The following is a 24,772-nucleotide window of genomic DNA, read 5'->3' as shown; positions in this document are numbered from 1 at the left end:
CCCTTATGCATTAGATGCTTTCTGTTCTGCTTGAGGTTTACCTGATTGAGCCGGTTTTGTCGCATTTGGAGCTGCACCTTGTGGATTCGCTGGTTGAGCTTGGTAAGGTTTTGCTGAAACTTCTTGCCCTTCTTTAACTTTGGCAACACCGTCAACAATCACTTTATCACCAGCTTTAAGACCGTTAGTCACAATCCAGTTTTGTCCTTGAACACCAGAGGTTTCAACAGGACGACTCTCAACAGCACCTTTGGCATTAACAAGCATTGCTACAGCTTGACCTGTAGGTAAACGTGTAATTGCAGCTTGAGGAATCAGGTAAGCATTAGGAACTACACCTTGAACAATCTGTGCAGTGGTATACATGCCTGGAAGTAACAGATGATTCGGGTTTGAGAATACGGCACGTAAAGTAATCGTTCCTGTATCCTGATTTACAGAAGCATCAGAGAAAGCAAGTTGTCCTTCGATTGGGTAAGTTGAACCATCTTCGAGCTTCAATTTCACTTTCGTGTTGTTACTATTGTTTAAACTGCCTTTGCTAAGTTGTTGACGTAAACGTAATAACTCGGCACTAGACTGGTTAATGTCAACATAGATTGGATCTAACTGTTGAATCGTCACTAACGGATCAGTTTGGTTGGCAGTCACTAAAGCACCAGCTGTTACAGAAGAACGTCCAGACTGGCCAGAAATTGGTGAGCGAATTGTAGAGTAGCCAAGATCAACATTTGCATTCGTTACTTGAGCTTTTGCAGCAGAAACTTGTGCTTCGGCAACATTAACCTGACCAAGTAAGTCGTCATACTCTTGTTTAGATACAGCGTTACTTGAAACAAGTTGCTTATAACGGTTTAACTTAGTACGTAGTGAAGTTAGATTTGCCTGTTGTTGTAAAAGGGTAGCCTTTGCATTTTCAAGCGTTGCACGGTTAGTTCGAGAATCCAGTTCATATAGAGCCTGTCCTTCACGAACGTAACTTCCTTCAGCAAACAAGCGTTTTAAAATCACACCACTTGTTTGAGGGCGAACTTCAGAAATTTGATATGCTGAAGTACGGCCGGAGAGTTCAACGCTTTGTTCAACACTTTGTGGTTGAGCAACAATAACACCTACTTCTGCAGGCGGCATTTTCTGAGCAGCAGCAGCTTGCTGTTTCTCATCGGAGCCTTTGCTACAACCAACAAGTGCGATACTTGTTGCTAATGCGCAAGCAGTAAGGGCAGGAGCCCAAAGCTTAGCCGACATCATTGTTCCACCTCGTTTAGATAAAATCTAAAAATATATTTGTTTTCTACTTAACCTACTTTGTGTTTGTAATAACCAGAGCCAAAGCAGTGCAATCCAAATAAAACCTATGCCCCAACCGGCGAGTACATCTGTTGGAAAATGAACTCCAGCATATATTCTTGAAAGCCCCATGCAGATAAACCAAAGACAGGAAATCAAAATGATATAAGGAGAGTTAGTGTTGGGCTTATGGCATAACATTATCATTGCCATACAAGCCAGTGTTGATGCATAAACACTATGTGCACTTGGGAATGATGCACCATAACTTTCGACAATATGATATACCTGTGGAGGTCTTGGACGGTCAACACACCACTTGAGCAGCCAACCCGTGATGATACTGCCAAGAACACCCACGCTAATGAAAATAACAGTAATATATTTTTTATACCATGCTTGATATATACACACCAATAAGGATAAAAAACATACAAAAGGCATACCACCTACACGTGCTAGAAAGGTCGTAATAGAGTTAAGATAATCTGATCGATTTTCACTCAATATTTGAACGGTGAGAAGATCCAAAGATTGAAGTCTTGGTACAAAAAGACCAAGAACACCTAATCCTAAAAAAATACAACCAATAAAAAGCAATAAATAGGGCATGTATATACCTTTGCTTGTTCAAGCAGTGTCTACTACTGAAAGCCGTTAAAAGTGTACTTGCTAGTACACTTTTTTTCAAGCCTGATAGATCATCGTAAATTCATTTTGAAAATTTTTTAACATTTGGAAAAACAATCACAACAAAATTGACGAAAATCACATTTTGTGTACAAAGCAAAATTTTTAGTGGTCTGCTTTTTTCCCGTTATTTGTTGAAGTGTTTTCTTCAAGTTCAAGTGGTTGTTTTGGTGGCCAGAAAAAATCGCTTGGACGAGTTAAAAAATGAGTCATGACCAATTTGGCTAAAGGTTTCCATTGTTCAAAGCGGACTCGACGCGCTCGTAATGCCACAATAATCGTTAAGGTGAAACTCACAAATAAGTTGGTGAGACCAATACATAACACACCAAGAAAGGACACGATAATCAGTCCGATATCTGGGCTGCCATTAATAGTCATTAAACCTTGAATAAAGTTAGCGGATGCAAAGGCAATATGGCGGATATCTAAAGGTAGGCCTAGGATAAAGCCTATGGTCCCCATACTTCCTAACATAATACCGAATAAGAAGTTACCGGCTAACGCACCTAAATTACGTTCAATATATTCAGCAAAACGGTTAAGGCGATCTTGCCCAAACCAACTAGCTAAACGGCGATGTGCTCTTAGACGCGGGCCGACTTTTCGGTAAACAGCCATATTGTCAAAGTATCCTGCAATGAGACCTGACAAAAACAAACATACTCCAGCAATTGCTGCATGTGGAACTGCTAATGAAGTAAAGGGGTTTAAGCTGTGTAGAAGATAAGTTGCTTTAGTATGGGTTAATAACGGTTCATCAAGATAAAATTGCCATGCAAAAGTGATGAGTGCCGCAGTAGGAATCGCAATTGAAATATTGCCCAAAATAGCAATAAATTGCGTTCGGATAATATTAATAATAAGCGCCGCTAACTCTGCAATTTGAGCCGTTTTAGAGCCTTTACGTTGCTGTACTGTTGCAGCAAGAGCCGCCGCCGTCATAGCGGGCTGCTTAGTCGCAACTGTAAAATGCAGAACATGAATCAGAATGAAACCTAGGGAATAATTCATACTGAAAGTAAAAGCTTGCATGAGCGGGGCCATTGTCATTCTTGCAGCAAGAATTTTTAAAGATGCCATAAAGGCAATAATGACACCTGCACCAGCGGCAGCTTTATACATTCCCCAAAAGCCTTTGGTATCCGTACTTACGTAATGTTCACCTGTTCGGCTGGCATTTTCTGTAACCTGAAAGGCAATGAGTTCACTAGTCGTACTGAGTAATGAGCGAACACTTTTTTCGCTGTAATGTGCCTTGGTTAAATCGGAAATCAGATGTCCTAAAGAAACATATTTTCCTTTAGTGTTATCTACGACCAGATAAAGTAATAACTCAATTCGATCAAGACATTGCTCAAGTAATGACAGTAAGTAAGTCAAACTTAAGCTGACACCAATTCTTTTGGTTGCACGGCGAATCTTTAAAACCACATCTCGGCATTGTTCCAACATAACAAATGCTTGTGATGCATCGGGCGGGGAAATAACTGCAATTTCATGTTCAGAAATTTCTTGTTTTTTATACTTTTCAATAAACTCAATAATTTCACGGTTCTGAACTAAAAACGGCGACTCATATTCTGTTAATTCTGGCTGAGCGTTAATAAATTCGGGATAAAGACCAATTCCACTAATTCGATAAGATAGGACTGTAATGGCTTTAATCATTTCACTTTGAATGACTAACTTCTCATCGACATTACTTTGGCTTTGCCCAATAAGACTAAATAAATTTGCCCAATCTTCATCATCAATATTATTGAGCCAAATTTTGTCACTTTCTAAATAGAAAATTTTACCAATTAATATTTTGAGTTGGCTTGAGTCTTCAATTAGCGGTAAAAAATGTGCTCCGAGTCTTTGCCCAAGCTGGTTCCAAAAACCATCTAAAGACAAAATTCCACTATCAGCATATAAACTAACTTGCTTATAGCGATTAATTAAACGTAATAAAAAAGTTTGTAGTAAGAAGGGAGCTGTAGGTGTGCGCAAAAGACTTTCAATAAAAGCCTGTATTTTTTTCTTAATTTCATCCGTATCTTGTGGGTTGGATGGTCGGATGACATTGACGAGTTCAATCAGTAGATTTTCATCAATGACAGCTTGAGGATCCTCAAGCTGTTTCTCTATTTTTAAAAAAAGATCTGAAAAATTTATATGCATAGGCAAAATAATATCTATTGTATTCGATGTAACGCAAGCTGAGTTAAGTTAATCAAAGCCTGACGATACGGTGTATCGGGTAGGTTTGATAAAGCTTGCAGTGCTGCTTCTGTTTCTTCTTGGGCACGTTGGTTGCAATAATCTAAAGCACCAGACTTCTGTACAATTTCGATGACCTGAGATAGTTGGTCTACTCCACCAGTTGCGATACTGCGACGAATAATCGCATGCTCTTCACCTGTTGAGCGTGCTAATGCAGAAATTAACGGTAAAGTTGGCTTACCTTCCATTAAATCATCACCAATATTTTTACCTAATGTTTCAGCATCAGAGGTGTAGTCTAAAATATCATCAATAATTTGGAATGCATTACCAAAATGACCAGCAAACAATCTTAATGGCTCACGGTACGCTTCTTGCCCCGCCAAAATAGCAGCACCTTCTGTAGCCAGCTCAAACAGGCGAGACGTTTTACCATGAATAATTTTTAAATAAGTTTCTTCAGTTGTATCTGGTTGATGCTGTGATTGAAGTTGTAATACTTCACCTTCAGCAATTTCACATGTACCTGTTGAAAAGTCTTTCAATAAAGTCATGTTGTTTAAATCGACTAGTAAATCGAAAGCACGAGCAATCAAGAAGTCTCCGACTAAAACAGCCGTCTGATTGTTCCATGTCGCATTTGCTGTAGGGCGACCACGACGAAGCCCAGATTCATCTACCACATCATCATGGACCAGTGTCGCGGTATGTAACATTTCAATGATTGCAGCTAAACGCTGTGCATTTGCCATGTTATCTAAACCACAAGCACGTGCTGCAAGCAAACACATGATTGGACGCATACGCTTTCCGCCAGCTTCAACGACGTGTTTGCTGACAGACATGACTAAACCGACTTTTGAGCTAATTCCTTCATTAATCAAGTGATCCATCGCAGCGAAGTCTGAGGCAACAGGCGCAAGAATGTCTTGCTTGAAATCGATGACCATATGAAGAAAAACCCCGTATTGGTAGATAAGTGGCGTTAGTGTATCAATTAAAGATGTGTTGCACAGGTTAACAAGTGGCTGATATTAATCATTTCTATTGTTTTTAAGCGTTTTTTGTTCTTTATTTAAGCAAAATACGATGTTTTCGGCAAAACAATAAATTTAATGACATCAGCATTAATACAACTTGTTCTTGACGCAATTTGTGTTTGGAACTGTATTTTAATTTTCATTCAGAATCAATGAAAACTGCTAAATTCCAGTCCAAGCTGTTTGATTTTGTAAGAATAGGGGATCATGCTTTACTGATAGATAGAAAATACTTGTCGTTTGATCAAATTTCACTTAAAATCTGTCGCCTTGTATAACCCCAGTGGCGATCGTTTTAAGATCGATATATCCCTTTATCGACACGACGACACGGGCTGATTGGAGTACATTATGTACGCAGTAATCCAAAGCGGTGGTAAACAGCACCGTGTAGTTGAGGGTGAAACCCTTAAAGTTGAATTATTGAAAGCTGAATCTGGTGCGACTATTACATTTGATGATGTATTAATGGTTGTAAACGGTGACAACATTCAAATCGGTGCTCCAGTTGTAGCTGGCGCTAAAGTAACTGCAGAAGTGATTGGTCATGGTCGTCACGACAAAATCCGCATCATCAAAATGCGTCGTCGTAAACACTACCGTAAACAACAAGGTCACCGTCAATGGTTCACTGAGTTGAAAATTACTGGTATTTCAGGCTAATCACGAGGAGTAAGAGACATGGCAACTAAAAAAGCCGGTGGATCGACGAAGAACGGTCGTGATTCAAACCCAAAAATGTTAGGTGTTAAAGTTTACGGCGGTCAAGCTGTAACTGCTGGTAACATCATCGTTCGTCAACGTGGTACAGAGTTCCACGCTGGTGCAAATGTTGGTATGGGCCGTGACCATACTTTATTTGCTACTGCTGACGGCGTAGTAAAATTCGAAGTGAAAGGTCAATTTGGCCGTCGCTACGTAAAAGTTGAAACTGTATAAGTTTTAGCTCGAAAAAAGCCCACATTTTGTGGGCTTTTTTTATGGCATTTATTTTTATTCATCTTCATCATGATGAATGAAATTCTACAAACAACATGAATAACATAACAAAATATCTTATTTTCTCAATGATTAGCACAGAGTTTGTCGGTTAATATGAGTCTTGAATTAAGAGCTTACTCAGTTTCATAACTATGAAAGAGAGTAAGTTGCCTTACAGCAACTAAAAAGGTGATGACATGAATATGCTTCGTAAAACTATGTGTGCTATTACACTTAGCGCGTCAGTGCTTGCTCCTGTAATGAGTACTACAGTGTTTGCTGCGCCTGTAGCAGCACCGGAGCAACAGGCAATTGGGAACCTGGTTAATCAGTTATCAGGTTTACAGCGTTTGACTGCCGACTTTGAACAAACAACTAAAGCCAATACAAAAACTGTGGCACAGAAAAAGAGTTTAAGTGCACAGCATATGAACCAGACATTTAAAGGCTCAATGAAAGTTGAGCGTCCGGGGAAATTTTATTGGGAAACAGTAAGTCCTGCTAAACAAACTATTGTAACGAGCGGAAAAACAGTTTGGATCTATGATCCGGATTTACAACAAGCTGTCCGCCAAAGCTTAGATGATCAGGTTGCAGATACACCAGCATTATTACTCTCTGGTAATACCAACCAAATTATGAAGTCTTATCGTGTAACACAACCCGATAAATCTAAACTCTATTTCACATTATTCCCTAAAAAAGAAGATGGGGCATTCCAAAGCTTAACGATTAGCTTCGGAGCAAATAAAGCGCCTACACTTATGGTATTACAAGACTCATTAGGTCAAACCACCTATGTACGCTTTAAGAACGTTAAAGTAAATGCTTCAATTCCGGCATCAGTCTTTAACTTTACGCCGCCAAAAGGTACGGATGTTATTGATCAATAATTAAAGCCTCTTCAAAAAAGCTACTTTAACGGTAGCTTTTTTTATATAAGAGAAACAGATACATTTTTTAACCCCGTCTTATTCTTACGCTTTGTATAGTGTTAGAGGTAAATTCATGGGGATTATTATGCGACTTTACGATAAGAAAATTATTTGTATTCTTCCATTAATGGCTGCAATGGCAATTGTGACTGGTTGCCAACCAAAGTCTGCGGCTAAAGAGGAGCAGGCCACTTCAACTGCAAAAGTTAAAGAGACTAAAGAGGCTGGTGTTCCTGTAATTCAAGCAAAAGTAATCCCAGTAAAATTGCCAAAATCAAAAGTTTGCTTAGAAGATGGTTGTACTGAGTATGATTTTCAAACAGTACAGACCAATCAAAAATGGATTAATGATTACTTCACCAATCGTATAAAGAAAGCAGATCCGAATGCTTTTGCAAATTTAGCCGATCAACCAGTTGAAGTACCTGAAGGTGAACCAAGTTCAAGTCAGAGTGCAATTTATGTTCGCTATTTAGGGCAAAACTATAATCTTGCCACCTTTGCATTACAGACTTATTCGTACTCAGCTGGTGCTGCACACGGCATGTCTCATCAAGAATTTGTAAATTTTGACTTATTAAATAAAAAGCACATTACTGTTGCTGAACTTATTCAGCCAGATGTTGAAAAACAGTTGGTTGATGCTCTTTTTGAAGCAAATACAAATTGGCTTCAAGCACACAATATTAGCCGTGAAAAACTTCAGCTAAGCGATAATTTCTACTATGGTGCTAATGGCATTGTATTTGTCTATCCAATTTATGAGCTAGCTTCATATGCAGAGGGAATGTCTGAATTAACGCTGCCATATTTTGAAGCGGGTAAGTTCATTAAACCTGAGTATTTGCCAAGTGTGCCAAACTATAACTTTTAAAATAAGTGATCTATTCTAAGAATTGTGTGAAAGCTATTCGTTATGAATATGATCACTATATTTTTTAGTGTTAAGGCCTTACACTATAGCCAGTTTTTTACCCATATTATGATTGATTATGATCGACCCTAAGTTACTCAGAAATAATATTGAAGCCGTTAATGCGGCTTTGGCAAAACGCGGTGTTCAATTAGATGTTCAAGAATGGGCTTCTTTAGAAACTCGCCGTAAAGACTTGCAATCAAAAACTGAAAAATTGCAGGCAGAACGTAATGCCGGTGCAAAACAAGTGGGTCAGATTAAAAAATCCGGTGGTGATGCTTCTGAAATCATGGCGCGTATGCAAGCCATTGGTGACGAAATTAAAGCTGCTGAAGTTGCTTTGTCAGAGTTACAAAACGAGATTGAACAAAAAGCGTTGAGCATTCCTAACTTACCAGATGAGTCTGTTCCTGCTGGTAAAGATGAAGATGATAACGTTGAAATCTCAAAATGGGGGACACCTCGTCAGTTTGATTTTGAAATCAAAGATCATACTGATTTAGGTGAGTGGATGGGTGGTTTAGAGTTTGAAACTGCGACTAAATTGACTGGTTCACGTTTTAGCGTATTGAAAGGTTCTTTAGCGCGCCTACAACGTGCGTTAACGCAGTTCATGCTTGATACCCATACTTTAAAGAATGGCTATACAGAAGCTTACGTGCCTTATTTGGTCAATGCTGATTCACTTCGTGGTACTGGTCAGTTGCCAAAATTTGAAGAAGATTTATTCAAACTTCAAGGTGAAAAAGAATATTACCTCATCCCTACAGCAGAGGTTCCTGTTACTAACTTCGTTCGTGATGAGATTATTGATACCGAACGTTTGCCTTTAAAATATGCAGCGCATACGCCATGTTTCCGTAGTGAAGCTGGTTCTTATGGTCGTGATACCCGTGGTTTAATTCGTCAGCATCAATTTGATAAAGTTGAGATGGTGCAAATCGTTAAACCTGAAACATCTATGCAAGCACTTGAAGAGCTTACTGCACATGCTGAGGGCATTTTGCAGGCACTAGGTTTGCCATACCGCAAGATTTTGCTTTGTGGTGGTGACATGGGCTTTGGTGCAACTAAGACTTACGACTTAGAAGTTTGGGTTCCAAGCCAAAATACTTATCGTGAAATCTCTAGCTGCTCTAATATGGGTGATTTTCAGGCACGCCGCATGAAAGCACGCTACAGAATGGATCAAAAGAAGACCGAATTGGTGCACACACTAAATGGTTCAGGTCTGGCAGTTGGACGTACTTTGCTTGCTGTAATGGAAAATTACCAACGTGAAGACGGTTCTATCGAGATTCCAGAAGTATTACGCCCATATATGGGTGGTGCAACGTTTATTGACTAAGCTTTGCATCTAAATTGTGCACGGTTTTTGCTTAACCCAAATCAGATGATTAATGTAGAGGTTTAAGGTGGATATTTTTCCAATCTCTTTAAAGTTGCAACAGCAACATTGTCTGATTGTAGGTGGTGGGCATATTGCATTGCGCAAAGCAAACCTTTTAGCCAAGGCGGGAGCAGTAATCGATATTATTGCTCCTGCAATTGAAGAGCAGCTTTTACAGTTAGTCAAAACGACAGGCGGAGAGTATTTTGCCGAGTCCTTTGCTGAAAAAATATTAAATACACCATATCGATTAGTGATTGCTGCAACTAATGATGCGCAAGTGAATAAAGCTGTTTTTGAACAATGTGAAGTGCGTAATTTATTGGTCAATAGTGTTGATGATATTCCACATTGTCGCTTTATGGTTCCAGCTATTATTGATCGTTCTCCGTTAATTATTTCTGTCGCTTCAAATGGTGCATCACCAGTTCTATCAAGACAGCTTCGTACTCAAATAGAAACAATTGTTCCGCATGGCATGGGTAAGTTGGCTGAGTTTTCTGGTCAGTGGCGTAAGCAGGTAAAAGAAAAAATTCCCAATCCAGATGAGCGTCGGATTTTTTGGGAAAACCTCTATGCTAGCCCATTGAAAGAACAAGTTTTTAATGACAATTTAGAAGTTGCAAATGGTTTGATTCAGCAAGCCTTAACAGAATGGACTGCTCCTAAAGGTGAAGTTTATTTGGTAGGTGCTGGACCAGGTGATCCAGAGTTACTGACACTAAAAGCATTACGTCTTATGCAGCAAGCTGATGTTGTGATTTATGATCGTCTTGTTTCTGCGCCCATTTTAGAGCTTTGCCGTCGTGATGCGACTAAAATTTATGTCGGTAAAGCCCGTTCAAATCACTCCGTTCCCCAAGATGGTATTAATGCTTTACTGGTTGAATATGCTCAAAAAGGAAAGCGTGTTTGTCGTTTAAAGGGTGGTGATCCATTTATCTTTGGGCGTGGTGGTGAAGAGATTCAAGAGCTCGTTGAGGCGAATGTCACTTTCCAAGTTGTACCAGGTATAACAGCAGCATCAGGCTGTTCAGCTTATGCGGGTATCCCATTAACACATCGTGATTATGCACAAAGTGTTCGTTTCTTGACTGGGCATTTAAAGGAAGGTTCACCTGAACTTCCTTGGAATGAGTTGGTTTATGAAAATCAAACTTTGGTTTTATATATGGGGCTAGTTGGTTTGGAGCGTATTTGTGAGCAACTTATTGCTCATGGCCAACGTGCTGATATGCCGGTAGCTTTAATCTCTAAGGGAACCACACCAGACCAGAAAGTTGTAGTTGGAACACTAGCTGATATTGCAACAAAAGTGTCTGAACATCATATCGTAGCACCGACTTTAACCATTATTGGTGAAGTGGTGAATTTACGTGAACAGTTAAAATGGCAATAAGTTCATTTGAGTTTATTGTTGGTCATTAAAGTCGAGAAAATTTGTGATTCATGTTGTCCTATACGAGCCTGAAATTCCTGCCAATACAGGCAATATCATTCGTCTATGTGCTAATACTGGTGCACAGTTACATCTAGTTAAGCCTTTGGGTTTCGAGCTAGATGATAAAAAGCTCAAACGAGCAGGCCTTGATTATCATGAATGGGCACGTATGCAAATTTGGGACAACATAGAACTTTGCCTTGCCGACTTGAAAGCTAAAGGGGTTGAGCATGTTTTTCCACTCACCACTAAAGGTTCTGCAACTCCACATACAGTTGATTTGAATCGACCTGTGGCTTTACTGATGGGACCAGAAACACGTGGTTTGCCTGAGCATGTTCGCTTGATGTTTCCACAAGAACAGTGGATTCGTTTGCCAATGGCTGAAAACTCAAGAAGTTTAAATTTATCTAATGCAACGGCTGTGATTGTTTATGAAGCATGGCGTCAGCAGGGTTTTAAAAACTTAGGATAAGTTAATAGTTTTTAAATAAAAATAAGGCCACAGTCGTGGCCTTATTTGTTTTTAGATGTCTTATTTAGGGAAAACAACACCACTTGCTAAATCATAATTTGTTGGTGAGTTGGTATAGACCGATCCAAGTCGAACTGCAAAGAACCAGCCTAATGTACCTTGGTCTTGAATCCGATTTTCAAAGATATAAGGCTCATCTGTTTCGGATGCAGCATCTTCAATAAATACTTTATATTCAATAGGTCCTGTATTTTCACTGTCGCGCTCAAATAGATAACCATCAATATTAAAGAAGCCTAGGTTATTGTTCGCGTCAACTAATCTATAACCTTCAGCCGCTTGTTCTTTAAGAAGTTTTTCAAGTTTAATTGCATCATCCTTGTTGAAAGGAATATGTTGTGGAACTTCAAAATAACGATATGCATAGGTTCCGTTATGGGTACTGCTATTTACGCAAGTAGGTACATAGAAGGTTCCATTCGTTGTGCCATTATTAGTGAATTCTGAATTTGCGTAAATTAGCTTACAACCTTGTGCACCAAGTTCATTGAAGGCATTTAGAATACTTGTGCGAGAAGTGTTGGTTAAGAAGCGATTAGAATAAGAATATGTTGCTGGTTTCTTATCATTTTTCACAAATAAATATTTATCTGTATCAGATGTAACCTCACCAAATGAAAGCTTATATATATAGCCTAAGCTACCTTGTTTATTTAACTCATTCACCCATAGTAAATAACGATTTGCTACTGAATTAGTTTTAACATCAACTGTTTTATAGGTGTATGTGTCAGTGGATTTATTGTTTTTAACATATAAATTTTTATACAGCGCAAAGCTTCCATCCGGATTATCTAATCTTATAGATGGGGTGAGAAGAGCGTAGCCTTGGCGTCCTTGATCATTAAGTTGACTTAATACGTCTGCCCAAGATTCCTTATTATCTCCTAGTCTAAAACTTGCTGTTGCCAATACTTGAGTTGGCTTTTGCATGCTTGCTGGTGGAGTTGTTTTTGTGAAGCAGGTATTTGTGAGATCAAAGTTTGCTTGCTGCAAATAATTATGTATCGCATTTGGTTCATCTGTAGGAACTAAACAGAATTGGTTTGCATTTTTAAACCCTAGAATAGCTGGCTGTTTCTGCGTTAGCTTTCCTGCTACTACAAGCTGCCAATCTACTTTGTTATAGCTTGAGGTTTGTACTGTCTGAGGTGCTCCAATATTTGAAACCAGACTAAAATCTTCAGCTTGGCGGTAACTTGCAACAATGTTACCTGTACAGTTCGATTCATTCTCATAACGTACTGTTTCACTGGCAAATCGCACGCTGTTATCAGAAACCTTAATGACATTCATTTTTAGAGCAGAGCCGTTAATACAACCTCCTTTGCCTGCTAACCAACTTCCAACAAAGCGATCCGCTACACTTGTTGGTGTTGGTGTTGGTGTTGGTGTTGGTGTTGGTGTTGGTGTTGGTGTTGGTGTCGGTGTCGGTGTCGGTTCCGAATCGTTATCATCAGATCCGCAACCACTTAAAGCTATAAAAATCAAAGCAATGCTGCTTCCTTTTAGTATGTTATTCATCACATGAACCCTTTTTTTATTAAAAATGTGAAAATTTAACATTTTTAAAATAGATCAATTATAATGCAGTTGTAAAGATCAAATTTGAAAAAAGGTTCAACATGGCAGCTTATAATCAAATTGAAATATTCGAACAAAGCCAAAAATGGTTTGACCAGTTGCCATTAGAGTGGAAAAACTGGCTTGAAGAAAACTTAGAAAAAGGGTGTGGAGTTGAACAATTAGTTGATGTATTAAAAGCAAATGGATTTGAACCAAGATTTGAAATGAATGATTTGAAATTTCAGACTTTATCTGATCACTATCAAGAGTGGATAATTGAACAAGTTTTAAATGAGGTAACGTCTTCGGAAATTATAAAAATATTAATAGAGCAGGGGCATGATGGTTTAAAAGTAAAAGAATATTTAAATAATTTAGAAAATAATAAGTTATATAAAATTTTGAAGAAAAAGCATCATCAACTTAAAAAACGTGAATGGTTAATAGAAACTGTAGATCAATTAGCACAGCTAAACTCTGACTATAGTAAAGAAATTCCTTCAATTACTGCTCCACGGTTCTCTGGTTTTATAAAGGATTACTATAGTCAACATCGCCCTGTGATTTTAAAAAAAGGAATAGAACATTGGCCAGCTTTGCACAAATGGTCTCCGCAATATTTTGCTTCTAAATTTGGCCATCATTTAGTTGAGGTTCAGATGAATAGAAATTTAGATGAACAGTTTGAAAGACATTCTCCATCATTAAAACAAAAAATGAAGATGGCAGAGTTTGTATCAAAAGTTATGTCAGTTGATGCTAGTAACGATTTTTATATGACTGCAAATAATGCATCAAATAGTCATCAGATGCTTCAAGAATTATTTTCAGATATAGATGATTTTGCAGATGGTTACTGTGATTTGGCTTTAAAGGATGACCGTAGTTTTTTATGGTTTGGACCTAAAGGAACATTTACACCTTTACATCATGATTTAACGAATAATATGTTAGTTCAAATTTATGGGAGCAAAAAAGTAACTTTAATTCCTGCATTGCAAGTTCCTCATCTATATAACGATCATTGGGTATTTAGTGAGTTGAGTGATACAAATAAAATTGATTTTGAAAAATATCCTTTAGCAAAATCAATTACTCCTGTTGAATGTATTTTGAATGCAGGGGAAGCTCTATTCATCCCGATTGGTTGGTGGCATAGCGTAGAAAGTTTGGATGTCTCAATTAGTATTTCTTTTACCCATTTTAATGCACCAAATCATTATGTAGATCGGTTTCCCAAAGAGGTCTAAGAATGAAAATTGCATCTTAAACCGTTCAGTGTGACAATTGCTCGGCCCATACTGTTTTTCAAATATGAAGGAAAATTGTTACTCTATGACCACACTCCAAACGAACAATGCAGAACTTAATCAAAAGCAGGTATTAATGTTAATGGAATACCTGACGCAATGGTTAATTCGTTCAGGAGTGGGATATAACGACTTTGTAACTGCTTTAAAACCTGTTTTCTATCAACAGGCTTTAAGTGAGCTAGAGCGTATAGAGCAAAAGCCAACTGATTCAGCAGTCAGTTTACTTTCAGGGTTACATCGCAAAGACGTAAATGCATTTAAAAAGGCAATGCAGGCTGGACAGCCTTTAACAGAGGCCAAAGTAGCAGAGCCAGTAAGTGTTCCTGCTCGGGTGATTGGTTTGTGGCTTGCAGAGGGATTGGCAGAAAAAATTCCATTTGTAAGTAATGATCAGGTTAGTTTTGAAAATTTAGTAAAGAAATTCTCAACTGAAAAGCATCCAAGATCTATTTTGAATGAACTCGAACGCCTAAATATTGTGAAAGAAGAAGATGGCCTTGTGATGTTGCAGCAGCGTAGTTTTATGCCTGATGTTGAGCAATTCGAGGTTCGAAAATTATTAACAAATAACTTAGAAGCACATTTAGCTGCAGGAGTTCATAATTTATTTCAGCCCGAAAAAGAACCCTATTTAGAACAAGCAATTTTTGCTGATGAACTAACAGATGAATCGATCACTATACTTAAAGAAGCAAGTTTACGTTTATGGGAAGATTTATCACTACAAGTACTTAAATTAGCTATTGAACGTTGTGCACTCGATGAAGGAAAAGAGGGTGCAACAAAAACTTTCCGTTTCGGAGCTTATCAATATGACGAAAACAACTTATAAAAAATTAATAATATCCATGAGCTTCATTTTGACAGGTGGTCTTTTAACCGCTTGTGGAGAGGATTTATTCGCAGGTGGTGCAAGTTTAGGGGGATCAGGATATCCGACTAAACCTGGTAAACCGGGTGATTTTGAAACACCGGCCGATGGAGAGAAAGGAGACTCAAAAGATAATGAAATTTGGTTGCCTGCACCTGTTGAAGATGACTGTAATGGCTTACATCGCAAACTACAGTTTCTCAATAATGTAACGCGTGAACCCATAGAAAAAGAAACTGTTTTTAAATATGCACAGCAGTTAACTCTAAACGGCACAATTGCTTTGAAGATTACTCAAACTAATAAGGGATTAGAGAAAATACAAGAAAAACAACCTGCGTGTTATGTACCTTTAGAACTCTATTTACTTGGAAACACGAAGCGCTCCTATCCAGAAAATGAGTGTAAAGAGATTCAAACTTACGAATATCTACCAGATGAAACCAAAACTTTTATTGTCAATTATCCAGCATTTGACGTCATGAATGGTACTTGGAAATATGGTCTAGAAAGCACTTATTTGAAGAATGATCAAGAGTTAAAGCAATGTGAACCTTTAACTATCCATTTTAAAATAAGTGCACCACCTGAGCCGATTAAAATTAATTAAGTTTAGCCACTCATGAGCGATAAAATTTTAAAGGAAGTATGAGTTAAGCTTGCTCTAGCACTTTTTCATCATAAGTCATTTGGGCTGCTAAAACCTGTTCAATATTGGTTTCGGCCCATTCCTTTAATTGGAACGCCATTGAAGCGACATTTTGCCCCAGAGAAGTGAGTGAGTAATCAACACGAATAGGAGAAGTATTCTGAATTTTACGCTCAATAAAACCGTCTCTTTCCAGCATTTTTAACTTTTGTGATAAGACTTTAGGCGAAATACCTTGAATATTCTTTTTTAGCAAGTTGAAGTGCTGAGTTTCCTCTTCAAGCACATTTAAAATTAATAAAACCCACTTATCTGCAATTTTTTCAAAAAATAAACGAGCAGGGCAATGTTGTTGAAAAACATTATATTTTAGACATTCATTCATACTATTTACCTGCTAATTTCTTAAAAATTACCATAGTTACCAGTAAGTAACTAATTGACACCTAGTTTCTAAAATATATCATAAAGTGGAATTTAATAAAACAAAGGTTTGCTCCCATGTCTAACTCTAATATCGCGGTTGTATATTTCTCTGGTTATGGCCACACTAAAGTAGTGGCTGAAACTTTTGCAAACGAAATTAATGCTCAGCTCATCCAAATTGATCAAGAAGGTAATATTACTGAGCAAGATTGGCAGACATTAAATGATGCGAAGGGGATTGTTTTTGGTGCTCCGACTTATATGGGTACAGCACCATGGCAATTTAAAAAGTTTGCTGATGCAACTTCAAAAGTTTGGTTTACACGTGGGTGGCAAGATAAAGTATTTGCAGGCTTCACAAACAGCGCGAGCTTAAATGGGGATAAGCAGGTTACTCTTATTCAATTACAGACTTTAGCATCGCAACATGGTGGAATTTGGGTAAGCCTTGGTTTATTACCAGCGAATACAAAAGATGCAACACGTGAAGATGTAAATAACTTAGGTGGTTCAGTTGGACTTTTAGTTCAATCGCCTTCTGATGCAAGTGTAGAGGAAGTTCCTGTTGGAGACCTTGAAACAGCGAAACTCTATGCTCAACGTGTACAAAATATTGTGAACAAAATTTTTGGTTAATTTGACCATAAAAAAGGCGCTTTAAGCGCCTTTTTTATTATTCGTGTTCATTATGCTGTGGAGCATTATATTTGAAACCTTTGGTTTTGTAGGCCAAATAACCTACACCGATAACGGCCCAAGCTAAGCCAATTTGTAAGGCAAGCTTATCAATTTCTAGCCACATCATAAACACACTGGCAAAACCAAGTGTTGGTATAACAATATAGTTGATAATGTCTTTAAACGTTTTGTTTTTGCCATCTCTTAATGCATAGCGAGAAATAACAGAGAAGTTAACAAAACTAAAAGCGGTTAAAGCACCAAAACTAATCAAGTTGACAATATGCTCAAGATCTAAGAAACCAGCAGATAAAGCAACTACACCTACAATAAGAATGTTGTAAGTTGGAGTATGCAATTTTGGACTAATATGACCAAATAATTTCTTATTGATTACGCCGTCACGTCCCATTACATACATTAAACGAGATACACCAGCATGGGCAGAAATACCTGATGCCATAACAGCAATTACAGCAAAATATAAAACCAAAGTTTTAAATGCAATACTACCAATCGCAGCAACCATCACAGGCTGTGATTCATCCAGAGGATTAAAGTAAGTATTTGGGTTACTAGGGAAATATAATTGGATGAAGTAAGTACTTACAATGAAAATAATACCTGCAAGTAATGCTGTCGTAAAAATAGCTTTTGGAAGCGTTTTCTCTGCATCTTTTGTTTCTTCAGCAAGAGAAGATAAGGCATCAAACCCTGTGAAAGAGAAGCAGAGTACAGTTGCACCAGCAATTAAAGCACTTACGGATGTCATGTCGTTCCAAAAAGGAGCTAATGACCACAAGGCAGCTTTATCTGGATTTAAAGTTCCATCTGCATATACACCTTGAGTGAGTAAAATGTATACCTGATAAACGAAATAAAAAATTACGCCAAGCTGAATAATAACGATTGTACTGTTAAAGCGTGCGACAAATCGTGCACCAAATAAGTTAATAACAGTCATTAGGGTGGTTAAACCAATCACCCATAACCAGTTATTTACCTCTGGAAAAAGAGCTCTTAGATAAATATCTGCCAAAATAATATTAACAAGCGGTGACAGTAAATAGTCTAACCAAGAAGACCAACCCACCATAAAACCAACATTAGGATGAATTGATTTTTGAGCATACGTATAAGCTGACCCAGAAGAAGGGTAGCGCTTAATCATATGTCCATAACTGATCGATGTTAATAAAATTGCGACTAATGCAAAAATGTAGGAAGTTGGTACATGACCGCCACTTCGCTCTGATACTAAACCAAAAGTATCGAATAACGTTAATGGCTGAATATAAGCTAAACCAATAATAATAATGTGCCAAAGCACAAGATTCTTTTGAAGTTTAGCTGTTGGTTTAGTCCCAGATAAATTTGTCAACGGCGTTATCCTCATAATCGTTGATCAAGGATCAGCTTGGTGTTAAGGATCGTTTGAGACGAACGATCCCCCCTACAGAAAAAGATAAAGTGCGCCAATCTATCCTAAATTGATGCAAATTGTCAGTACTTTCATCGATTTTTTAGCAAATTTTTTGCCATATTTCCAAATAAAAAGATGAATAAAAATTCACAGTGATAAAAAGGACCTGTTTTTATATAAAAATCAGGTCCTTAGATTTAAGTCTCGAGTTTAACTTATGGAATTACCATGCCTTTTGTAAGATCTCTCGGATATCTTTTAGGCTTGCTTCTTTAGGGTTGTAAATAATTGAGCCGTCATTTAGTGCTTTTTCTGCAACTTCATCGAGCTGTGCTTCAGTTACTTTGCCAGTTTCACGTAAAGTACGTGGTAACTTGGTTAAGGTAAATAAACGATCACGCATTGCCAAAATTGTTGCAATCGCTCTGTCTGCACGTTGAGTTGCTGGAGTTTGTGCATAGATATCAGCACCAGCTAATGGCAATAGTAATTCACCAATTTTTTGGCCATTTACCTGCTTATTATATTCAAGCACATACGGTAAGAATAAATTCATGCATAAACCGTGGGGCAGGTGAGCAACAGCACCTAAAGCATGACCTAAGGAATGTACAAGGCCTACCATTGAGTTTGAGAATGCAATACCTGCCATTGTAGAGGCTTGTGCTAGTTCTAATCGACCTTGTGAGTCATTTGGGTTTTCTAGGACATTAAATAGGTTTTCACTAATCTTTTTAATTCCAGCACTTGCATAAGCATCGCTGAGTGGATTGGCAGCCATACATGTATATGCTTCAACACAATGTGTTAAGGCATCCATACCTGTCATAGCAGTTAAATGAGGTGGTAATGTAAGTGTCATGCGTGGATCTAAAATCGCTGCATGTGGCATTAAGTAATAAGAAGCAAATGCCAATTTAACATTCTTTTGCGTATCTGAAACCACGGCAACCATAGTCACTTCAGATCCCGTACCTGATGTAGTCGGAATTACGAAAAATGGTTTTAATGGTTTTGGTAGGTTGTGTGCACCAGAATATTGAAGTAAGTCATCTCCACCTTCAGACACTAAAATGTTAGTTGCTTTAGAGGTATCGATAACTGAACCACCACCTACGGCAATAATCGCATCGCATTTGTTCTTACGATAAGCTTCTGCGGCAAGACGAACGACTTCTAAACTTGAGTCTGGTGGAACATCATCAAACACATGACCAATGACAGCATCGGTTGTGCTGAATGCAGCTTCAATCGGGTTGAGTAAGCCATTTGCGCGCACCCCTTTATCTGTAATGATGAGCGGGCGTTTTGCACCTAAAGTCGCAAGTTCAAACGGAATATGTTCTAACGCAGCATTACCGGCAATGACTTTTACAGGACAAAAGAATTCGTAATATGGTTTAGCCATGTTATGCGCTCCGCTTGAAATAGGACTTAGCTACTTTTAAGTAAATATTTGCAGCTTCGTTGAATTTTTCTTTTAGGGTGAGTTCGGTTGGGTATTCTTTGACTGCAAGAGATGCAACCAATTTAGGTAAAATAAGAGATTCCATTTTATTTAGACAGCGTACTAAGCGAATGGCAGCAGATACATCACCATCAGCAATCATTCGGTCATTCGCAAATGCTTGGGCAGTACTTTCTTGAAAAGAAAATACTAAAAAGGCATGAGTTACATGTTTGAATGTAATAGTTAAGTCTGGCTTTCTTTCAGCTCTTTTGAGTAGCTCTAACTGTTTGTCTTCTGTGACTCGAGCAAAAAATGCTGGTCCATTTGGGAAAACATTCATTGAAAGTACAAAGTGAACAGGAAATTTAGATACTTCCTCTTGTATTTCAGTGTCCACTTGACTTGCCATGACTAAGCCACGACCAACAACATCCATCATGAGCTTAACGTAGGCAAGTTGCAGAGTAGGCTTTACAGCTTTTGTCGAAATCACTCGCGTATCCCTTGTTAAAATTATGCAAAAGCAAATTTAGAGTAATTACTCTAATCCATTTTTATTTCATCGCAAAGCGATTTATTCAGTTTTGACTTCTGGGTCATTAAAGTATCCAGTGTTCTTAATATACTCAATAAAGTCTTGGCAAAGTTGAGTGAATGATGGATAAGGAGTCACCAAATCTTGTATACGCACCATTTCTAAACCAGCGTAGCCACAAGGATTGATCGTCTGGAACCCATCTAGGGCACAGTCTAGATTTAGCGCTAACCCATGGTAGCTACGACCACGACGAATTTTAAAACCTAAGGAACCGATCTTACGGCCATCTACATATACTCCTGGTGCATCAGGCTTAGCATACGCTTCAATTCCGTATTTTTTTAAAACATCTATCATGAATTGTTCAGCAAAACTGACCAATGTTCGTACGTTCCATTTTAGACGATTAAGATCAAACATGAAGTAAGCAACAAGTTGACCGGGTCCATGCCAAGTCACTTGTCCACCACGGTCAGTTTGCACTACAGGAATATCTGATGAAATTAGGATGTGTTCAGGTTTACCAGCTTGACCTTGAGTTAAAACATTATGATGTTGAAGTAACCATAACTCATCAGGCGTATCTTGATCTCGCTCATTTGTTAAGAGTTTCATGGTTTCAAACTTGCTTTGATAATCTTGTAAATCGTTCCATTGCCGAATGATTAAGTTAGGTTTATCAAGGCTCATCATAATCTCTTCCTATAATTAGTTTATGCGGCGCCCAGTTAATATCTACTAGATAAAAGCCGAAAACCTTGTAATTTTAAAGGATTTTATAAAAGGAATTCTAAATATTTGTAAGGTTTTTCGTGGTAGGGAGATTTTAAAATTTCCAAAAAAATACCACAGTAAGAATGCTTGACTGTGGTATTTATTGAAGAACTTAAAATTAAAGCGCAGTTCTAATCTGCGGACAAGCAGCCAAGTCAGCATAAAGTGCATGAACTTGTTCTAATTCTTCAAAGCGCAATTGTGCGGTTAAAGAATGATACTTGCCAGTGCGAGATTCTTGAACTTTTAATGTTGAGTGGTCGAAGTCTGGAAAATGTTTTACCAAAATATCAACTACAGCAACACGTAATTCTTCACCCGCATCGCCAATAAGTTTAATTGGATAATCCATCGGAAATACCCAAAGATGTTCTTGTAGTTCGCGAGATGGAGTGCGGTCTAACATAAGTTACCTCATGATTTGAAACGCCTGCATCATCGCAGGCGTTTATAGCTCTTTCTATTAAATGGGGCTTGGTTTTGAAATTTCAAGCTTTCAAAACTTAGTCATTTTCCAAGAAAGAACGTAAGTGTTCAGAACGAGAAGGGTGGCGTAATTTACGTAATGCTTTCGCTTCAATCTGACGGATACGTTCACGTGTTACGTCAAATTGTTTACCAACTTCTTCAAGTGTGTGATCGGTTGGCATATCAATACCAAAACGCATCTTCAATACTTTTGCTTCACGTTCAGTTAAGTTTTCCAATACTTCACGAGTTGCTTCTTTTAAGCCTTCTGAAGTCGCAGCATCAATTGGAGAAGTGATGTTTTGATCTTCAATGAAATCCCCAAGATGTGAATCTTCATCATCACCAATAGGTGTTTCCATTGAAATCGGTTCTTTAGCAATTTTAAGTACTTTACGAACCTTAACTTCATCCATTTCTAAACGTTCACCTAATTCTTCAGGTGTTGGTTCACGGCCCATTTCTTGTAACAATTGACGAGATACACGGTTGATCTTGTTAATCGTTTCAATCATGTGTACTGGAATACGGATTGTACGAGCCTGATCGGCAATCGAACGAGTAATCGCCTGACGAATCCACCAAGTTGCATAAGTCGAAAATTTATAACCACGACGGTATTCAAACTTGTCTACAGCTTTCATCAAACCAATGTTCCCTTCTTGAATCAAGTCAAGGAACTGTAAACCACGGTTGGTATATTTCTTCGCAATCGAAATTACCAAACGGAGGTTGGCTTCTACCATTTCTTTCTTGGCACGACGTGCTTTCGCTTCGCCAATTGCCATACGTTTAGAGATATCTTTAATCTCAGCAACGCTTAAACTCAGCTCTTTCTCAATATCTGCAATCTTTTGCTGGAATGCTAAAACATCTGGACGAACTTTTTCTAAATGCGCCTTGATTTCAGCAGGTGCTTTAGCAATTTGTTCATCTAACCAAGCTGGATTAGATTCTTGTTTAGGGAAAGATGTACGGAATTGAGTACGGTCCATACGACCACGACGTACTGCATAACGCATGATTTCACGCTCATTGGCACGAATTTGCTCATGTGTACCACGAATCATTTCAGAGATGATGTCAAATAAACGTGGTGTAAATTTAAACATCATGAACACAGTAGCTAAAGCTTCTAAAGCGTCTTCAGCCTCTGGACTGTTACGACCATGTTTTTCAACAACAGCTTTTGTTTTAGCCCAAGCAGCTTCTAGTTCAGTAAAACGAACTTTTGCAACCTCAGGGTCTGGACCTGAATCGCCTTCAGAGTCATCATCACCTTCAGACTCTTCTTCTTCATCGTCATCATCAAGCTTAACTTCTTTGGTTGATTTTGAAGATGATTCGTCTTCTTCTTCAAGTTCTTCAACTTCTTCTAAAACTTCTGGAATATCTTCATCAGTTTCAGGATCGAGGTAGCCTGATAAAATATCTGCAAGACGGCGTTCGCCAGTTAAAAAATCATTATATTCTTTTAATACAACTTCAACAGCATTTGGCCAGTAAGCAATTGAATTAAGGACATCACGGATACCTTCTTCAATACGTTTGGCAATGCTGATTTCACCTTCACGGGTTAACAGCTCAACTGTACCCATTTCACGCATGTACATACGTACAGGGTCTGTCGTACGTCCAGGCTCATTTTCAACCGATGCAAGTACGGCAGCAGCTTCTTCTTCAGCAACCTCATCAGTTGCGTCAGCCGACTCACCGAACATGGTATCGTCAGATTCAGGTGCACGCTCGTGTACAGGAATACCAACGTCTTGAAGCATTTGAATAATGTCTTCAATCTGTTCGCTTTCAGTAATCGAGTCCGGCAGATGATCGTTAACCTCAGCGTAAGTTAAGTAACCTTGTTCTTTGCCTCGGCTAATCAGAGCCGCTACTTGAGAAGTAGGGGAATGCATATCGCTCATCTTTGCTTACTCTTTGTTGAATCTGTGGCAGTGAAAAACCGTGCATGATAGCACAATTTGCTTGAAATGTTTTGGCTTTGATCAGTAACCGTTAAATAAAAAATATCTTTGAATTCACGTCTGTTTTTTGAATATTGGGATAAAATCATTTTTTTCAAGCTTAAATCATCGAAAAAATCATAGAATTTATTTTTGATCAAAAAAATAGTTCAGCTTTATAAATACACAATTTTTTGGGCGAAAAAAAGTACAAATATGCAGTTTAATGAAAAAAATATAAATAAAACTTGACACGATTTAATAACCAAGATAAATAGCGGCTAGACCCATTCACATTTTTTCATTAGAGGTAGTTTTAGTGTCTTCTACAGATTTTGAATTAGATGATAACTACGGTGATGATGATGATGTCGGTTTTGATGAGTCATCAGGCAAAATCACTGCAAAAGAATCATTAGAAAAACGTAGATTAATTGATGATCTATTGGCTCAACGCCGTTTAGAGCGTGAGTTAAAAGATTTTGATTACGATTTAGACGATGATGATCTTGATGATGAAGACTAATCAAATCTGAATAGGGCATCGTCAGCTTAGATGCTATGCTATCGTAGATTTCTTTTTTATAGTCAGGTAACACAATGAGTGCGTTAGATTTAGACCAATTAAGTGAATATCTAGATGGAGACCACAATGAGTATGGTCTGGATTTCGCTGCAACTCATGGTTTTCTGTGTGCAATTGCAGTAGGCCCTCAGTTTGATCGTTGGTTAGATGAATTATTTGATAATAACCATAAAAAAGTTCCTGCCGAAATTATTCAGCAGATCAAAGCGTGGTTAGAGTCAATTCGACAAGACTTAGCAAATGAAAATGGAATTGAATTTCCGTTTGAAATTGAAGAAGCTGATGTTGAGTCTAGCTTAGGCGACTGGAGTGTTGGATTTGTTGATGCGATGTTCTTAAATGAAGATGCATGGTTTGCACCTGAATATGAAGAACAATTAATTGATTTAACTTTACCAATGATGGTATTTAGTGGAATTGATGAAGAAGATCCACAGATGGAATCTTTCCGTCGTAATGGACAGTTAATGGATGAGCTGGCAGAAGAAATCCCAGATAATTTGAATGAATTATACTTGATGTATCATACGCCAAATTAATTTATTAGAAGAAATAATAAATAACGTCCTTTCTAGGGCGTTTTTTATTGTAAAAAAATTAGTGGTATAAATAAAAAAGGGCAGTTAGAAATCTAAATGCCCTT

The 24,772-nt window shown here is 38.0% G+C and carries 25 protein-coding genes; 13 read left to right on the top strand and 12 right to left on the bottom strand.

Annotation, left to right across the window (positions count from 1 at the left end):
* Positions 1-3: 3 nt before the first annotated feature.
* From adeI to sdsA, 4 genes are all read right to left on the bottom strand, one after another.
* The gene (gene adeI / locus B806_RS0103280; RefSeq protein WP_031944559.1) at positions 4-1,251 is read right to left on the bottom strand and encodes a multidrug efflux RND transporter periplasmic adaptor subunit AdeI; all 1,248 of its coding nucleotides are present in this window, start codon (positions 1,249-1,251) and stop codon (positions 4-6) included.
* Positions 1,252-1,275: 24 nt separating this feature from the next.
* Positions 1,276-1,902: a phosphatase PAP2 family protein gene (locus tag B806_RS0103275; RefSeq protein ID WP_005064516.1), complete on the bottom strand. Its 627-nt coding sequence runs from the start codon at positions 1,900-1,902 to the stop codon at positions 1,276-1,278.
* A gap of 183 nt (positions 1,903-2,085) precedes the next feature.
* Positions 2,086-4,146 (bottom strand): site-specific recombinase, encoded by a 2,061-nt coding sequence (locus B806_RS0103270; RefSeq protein WP_017386318.1) that lies wholly within the window; start codon positions 4,144-4,146, stop codon positions 2,086-2,088.
* A 14-nt stretch (positions 4,147-4,160) separates the two neighbouring features.
* Positions 4,161-5,138: an All-trans-nonaprenyl-diphosphate synthase gene (sdsA, locus tag B806_RS0103265; protein WP_002116233.1), complete on the bottom strand. Its 978-nt coding sequence runs from the start codon at positions 5,136-5,138 to the stop codon at positions 4,161-4,163.
* A gap of 441 nt (positions 5,139-5,579) precedes the next feature.
* Here sdsA and rplU point away from each other — a divergent pair, with 441 nt between their 5' ends.
* From rplU to B806_RS0103230, 7 genes are all read left to right on the top strand, one after another.
* A complete protein-coding gene (rplU, locus tag B806_RS0103260) occupies positions 5,580-5,891 on the top strand; it encodes a 50S ribosomal protein L21 (protein ID WP_000271409.1) in 312 nt (103 codons plus the stop codon).
* Positions 5,892-5,909: 18 nt separating this feature from the next.
* Positions 5,910-6,167 (top strand): 50S ribosomal protein L27, encoded by a 258-nt coding sequence (gene rpmA / locus B806_RS0103255; protein WP_002116037.1) that lies wholly within the window; start codon positions 5,910-5,912, stop codon positions 6,165-6,167.
* Between the two features lie 239 nt (positions 6,168-6,406).
* Positions 6,407-7,102, top strand: a complete 696-nt coding sequence (lolA, locus tag B806_RS0103250) for an outer membrane lipoprotein chaperone LolA (RefSeq protein WP_004789378.1) — start codon at positions 6,407-6,409, stop codon at positions 7,100-7,102.
* Positions 7,103-7,217: 115 nt separating this feature from the next.
* Positions 7,218-8,018, top strand: coding sequence for an RsiV family protein (locus B806_RS0103245; protein ID WP_005064522.1), 801 nt, complete (start codon positions 7,218-7,220; stop codon positions 8,016-8,018).
* 118 nt (positions 8,019-8,136) lie between these two features.
* The gene (serS, locus tag B806_RS0103240) at positions 8,137-9,408 is read left to right on the top strand and encodes a serine--tRNA ligase (RefSeq protein ID WP_005072887.1); all 1,272 of its coding nucleotides are present in this window, start codon (positions 8,137-8,139) and stop codon (positions 9,406-9,408) included.
* 67 nt (positions 9,409-9,475) lie between these two features.
* On the top strand, positions 9,476-10,849 hold the full coding sequence (cysG, locus tag B806_RS0103235; protein ID WP_017386319.1) for a siroheme synthase CysG: 1,374 nt from the start codon (positions 9,476-9,478) through the stop codon (positions 10,847-10,849).
* Between the two features lie 43 nt (positions 10,850-10,892).
* Positions 10,893-11,366 (top strand): tRNA (cytidine(34)-2'-O)-methyltransferase, encoded by a 474-nt coding sequence (locus tag B806_RS0103230; RefSeq protein ID WP_002116042.1) that lies wholly within the window; start codon positions 10,893-10,895, stop codon positions 11,364-11,366.
* A 60-nt stretch (positions 11,367-11,426) separates the two neighbouring features.
* On the opposite strand, the gene B806_RS0103225 is transcribed toward B806_RS0103230, so the two are convergent.
* Entirely contained in the window at positions 11,427-12,950 is a 1,524-nt protein-coding gene (locus tag B806_RS0103225) for a PT dipeptide repeat lipoprotein (RefSeq protein ID WP_031944656.1), read from the bottom strand.
* Between the two features lie 101 nt (positions 12,951-13,051).
* Between B806_RS0103225 and B806_RS0103220 the strand changes: the two genes are divergently transcribed.
* From B806_RS0103220 to B806_RS0103210, 3 genes are all read left to right on the top strand, one after another.
* Positions 13,052-14,242, top strand: coding sequence for a cupin-like domain-containing protein (locus tag B806_RS0103220; protein WP_017386743.1), 1,191 nt, complete (start codon positions 13,052-13,054; stop codon positions 14,240-14,242).
* An 85-nt stretch (positions 14,243-14,327) separates the two neighbouring features.
* A complete protein-coding gene (locus B806_RS0103215) occupies positions 14,328-15,137 on the top strand; it encodes a DUF6502 family protein (protein ID WP_017400190.1) in 810 nt (269 codons plus the stop codon).
* Between the two features lie 16 nt (positions 15,138-15,153).
* Entirely contained in the window at positions 15,154-15,786 is a 633-nt protein-coding gene (locus B806_RS0103210; protein ID WP_079381128.1) for a hypothetical protein, read from the top strand.
* A 43-nt stretch (positions 15,787-15,829) separates the two neighbouring features.
* Here the strand turns inward: B806_RS0103210 and B806_RS0103205 are convergent, their stop codons facing one another.
* Entirely contained in the window at positions 15,830-16,210 is a 381-nt protein-coding gene (locus B806_RS0103205; protein WP_002116344.1) for a helix-turn-helix domain-containing protein, read from the bottom strand.
* A gap of 116 nt (positions 16,211-16,326) precedes the next feature.
* On the opposite strand from B806_RS0103205, the gene B806_RS0103200 reads away from it, so the two are divergent.
* A complete protein-coding gene (locus B806_RS0103200) occupies positions 16,327-16,887 on the top strand; it encodes a flavodoxin family protein (RefSeq protein WP_017386746.1) in 561 nt (186 codons plus the stop codon).
* Positions 16,888-16,924: 37 nt separating this feature from the next.
* Here B806_RS0103200 and B806_RS0103195 read toward each other — a convergent pair whose 3' ends face one another.
* From B806_RS0103195 to rpoD, 6 genes are all read right to left on the bottom strand, one after another.
* A complete protein-coding gene (locus B806_RS0103195) occupies positions 16,925-18,310 on the bottom strand; it encodes an APC family permease (protein ID WP_017402608.1) in 1,386 nt (461 codons plus the stop codon).
* A gap of 265 nt (positions 18,311-18,575) precedes the next feature.
* Positions 18,576-19,760: an iron-containing alcohol dehydrogenase gene (locus tag B806_RS0103190; RefSeq protein ID WP_017386748.1), complete on the bottom strand. Its 1,185-nt coding sequence runs from the start codon at positions 19,758-19,760 to the stop codon at positions 18,576-18,578.
* 1 nt (position 19,761) lies between these two features.
* A complete protein-coding gene (locus B806_RS0103185) occupies positions 19,762-20,295 on the bottom strand; it encodes a hypothetical protein (protein WP_005072911.1) in 534 nt (177 codons plus the stop codon).
* Positions 20,296-20,376: 81 nt separating this feature from the next.
* On the bottom strand, positions 20,377-21,030 hold the full coding sequence (lipB, locus tag B806_RS0103180) for a lipoyl(octanoyl) transferase LipB (RefSeq protein WP_005064548.1): 654 nt from the start codon (positions 21,028-21,030) through the stop codon (positions 20,377-20,379).
* A 202-nt stretch (positions 21,031-21,232) separates the two neighbouring features.
* Complete coding sequence (locus B806_RS0103175) at positions 21,233-21,520, bottom strand: DUF493 domain-containing protein (protein ID WP_002116017.1); 288 nt, start codon at positions 21,518-21,520, stop codon at positions 21,233-21,235.
* Positions 21,521-21,617: 97 nt separating this feature from the next.
* Positions 21,618-23,504, bottom strand: a complete 1,887-nt coding sequence (rpoD, locus tag B806_RS0103170) for an RNA polymerase sigma factor RpoD (protein WP_017386750.1) — start codon at positions 23,502-23,504, stop codon at positions 21,618-21,620.
* 358 nt (positions 23,505-23,862) lie between these two features.
* On the opposite strand from rpoD, the gene B806_RS0103165 reads away from it, so the two are divergent.
* Positions 23,863-24,069 carry a hypothetical protein gene (locus tag B806_RS0103165; RefSeq protein WP_002116495.1) on the top strand — a complete coding sequence of 69 codons (207 nt, stop codon included), beginning with the start codon at positions 23,863-23,865 and terminating at the stop codon, positions 24,067-24,069.
* Positions 24,070-24,143: 74 nt separating this feature from the next.
* Entirely contained in the window at positions 24,144-24,668 is a 525-nt protein-coding gene (locus B806_RS0103160; RefSeq protein WP_002116105.1) for a YecA family protein, read from the top strand.
* Positions 24,669-24,772: the final 104 nt, after the last annotated feature.

Source organism: Acinetobacter sp. TG2027, assembly GCF_000302435.1.
Classification (GTDB): Bacteria; Pseudomonadota; Gammaproteobacteria; order Pseudomonadales; family Moraxellaceae; genus Acinetobacter; species Acinetobacter pittii.
The sequence above is the reverse complement of the archived record's forward strand: the minus strand, read 5'-3'. Positions and strand labels throughout refer to the sequence as shown.

What these genes read in the sequence shown, in the direction of transcription:
- adeI (WP_031944559.1), bottom strand. Translation starts at nt 1,251, where the DNA reads ATGATGTCGGCTAAGCTTTGGGCTCCTGCCCTTACTGCTTGCGCATTA.
- B806_RS0103275 (WP_005064516.1), bottom strand. Translation starts at nt 1,902, where the DNA reads ATGCCCTATTTATTGCTTTTTATTGGTTGTATTTTTTTAGGATTAGGT.
- B806_RS0103270 (WP_017386318.1), bottom strand. Translation starts at nt 4,146, where the DNA reads ATGCATATAAATTTTTCAGATCTTTTTTTAAAAATAGAGAAACAGCTT.
- sdsA (WP_002116233.1), bottom strand. Translation starts at nt 5,138, where the DNA reads ATGGTCATCGATTTCAAGCAAGACATTCTTGCGCCTGTTGCCTCAGAC.
- rplU (WP_000271409.1), top strand. Translation starts at nt 5,580, where the DNA reads ATGTACGCAGTAATCCAAAGCGGTGGTAAACAGCACCGTGTAGTTGAG.
- rpmA (WP_002116037.1), top strand. Translation starts at nt 5,910, where the DNA reads ATGGCAACTAAAAAAGCCGGTGGATCGACGAAGAACGGTCGTGATTCA.
- lolA (WP_004789378.1), top strand. Translation starts at nt 6,407, where the DNA reads ATGAATATGCTTCGTAAAACTATGTGTGCTATTACACTTAGCGCGTCA.
- B806_RS0103245 (WP_005064522.1), top strand. Translation starts at nt 7,218, where the DNA reads ATGGGGATTATTATGCGACTTTACGATAAGAAAATTATTTGTATTCTT.
- serS (WP_005072887.1), top strand. Translation starts at nt 8,137, where the DNA reads ATGATCGACCCTAAGTTACTCAGAAATAATATTGAAGCCGTTAATGCG.
- B806_RS0103225 (WP_031944656.1), bottom strand. Translation starts at nt 12,950, where the DNA reads ATGAATAACATACTAAAAGGAAGCAGCATTGCTTTGATTTTTATAGCT.
- B806_RS0103220 (WP_017386743.1), top strand. Translation starts at nt 13,052, where the DNA reads ATGGCAGCTTATAATCAAATTGAAATATTCGAACAAAGCCAAAAATGG.
- B806_RS0103215 (WP_017400190.1), top strand. Translation starts at nt 14,328, where the DNA reads ATGACCACACTCCAAACGAACAATGCAGAACTTAATCAAAAGCAGGTA.
- B806_RS0103210 (WP_079381128.1), top strand. Translation starts at nt 15,154, where the DNA reads ATGAGCTTCATTTTGACAGGTGGTCTTTTAACCGCTTGTGGAGAGGAT.
- B806_RS0103205 (WP_002116344.1), bottom strand. Translation starts at nt 16,210, where the DNA reads ATGAATGAATGTCTAAAATATAATGTTTTTCAACAACATTGCCCTGCT.
- B806_RS0103200 (WP_017386746.1), top strand. Translation starts at nt 16,327, where the DNA reads ATGTCTAACTCTAATATCGCGGTTGTATATTTCTCTGGTTATGGCCAC.
- B806_RS0103190 (WP_017386748.1), bottom strand. Translation starts at nt 19,760, where the DNA reads ATGGCTAAACCATATTACGAATTCTTTTGTCCTGTAAAAGTCATTGCC.
- lipB (WP_005064548.1), bottom strand. Translation starts at nt 21,030, where the DNA reads ATGAGCCTTGATAAACCTAACTTAATCATTCGGCAATGGAACGATTTA.
- B806_RS0103175 (WP_002116017.1), bottom strand. Translation starts at nt 21,520, where the DNA reads ATGTTAGACCGCACTCCATCTCGCGAACTACAAGAACATCTTTGGGTA.
- rpoD (WP_017386750.1), bottom strand. Translation starts at nt 23,504, where the DNA reads ATGAGCGATATGCATTCCCCTACTTCTCAAGTAGCGGCTCTGATTAGC.
- B806_RS0103160 (WP_002116105.1), top strand. Translation starts at nt 24,144, where the DNA reads ATGAGTGCGTTAGATTTAGACCAATTAAGTGAATATCTAGATGGAGAC.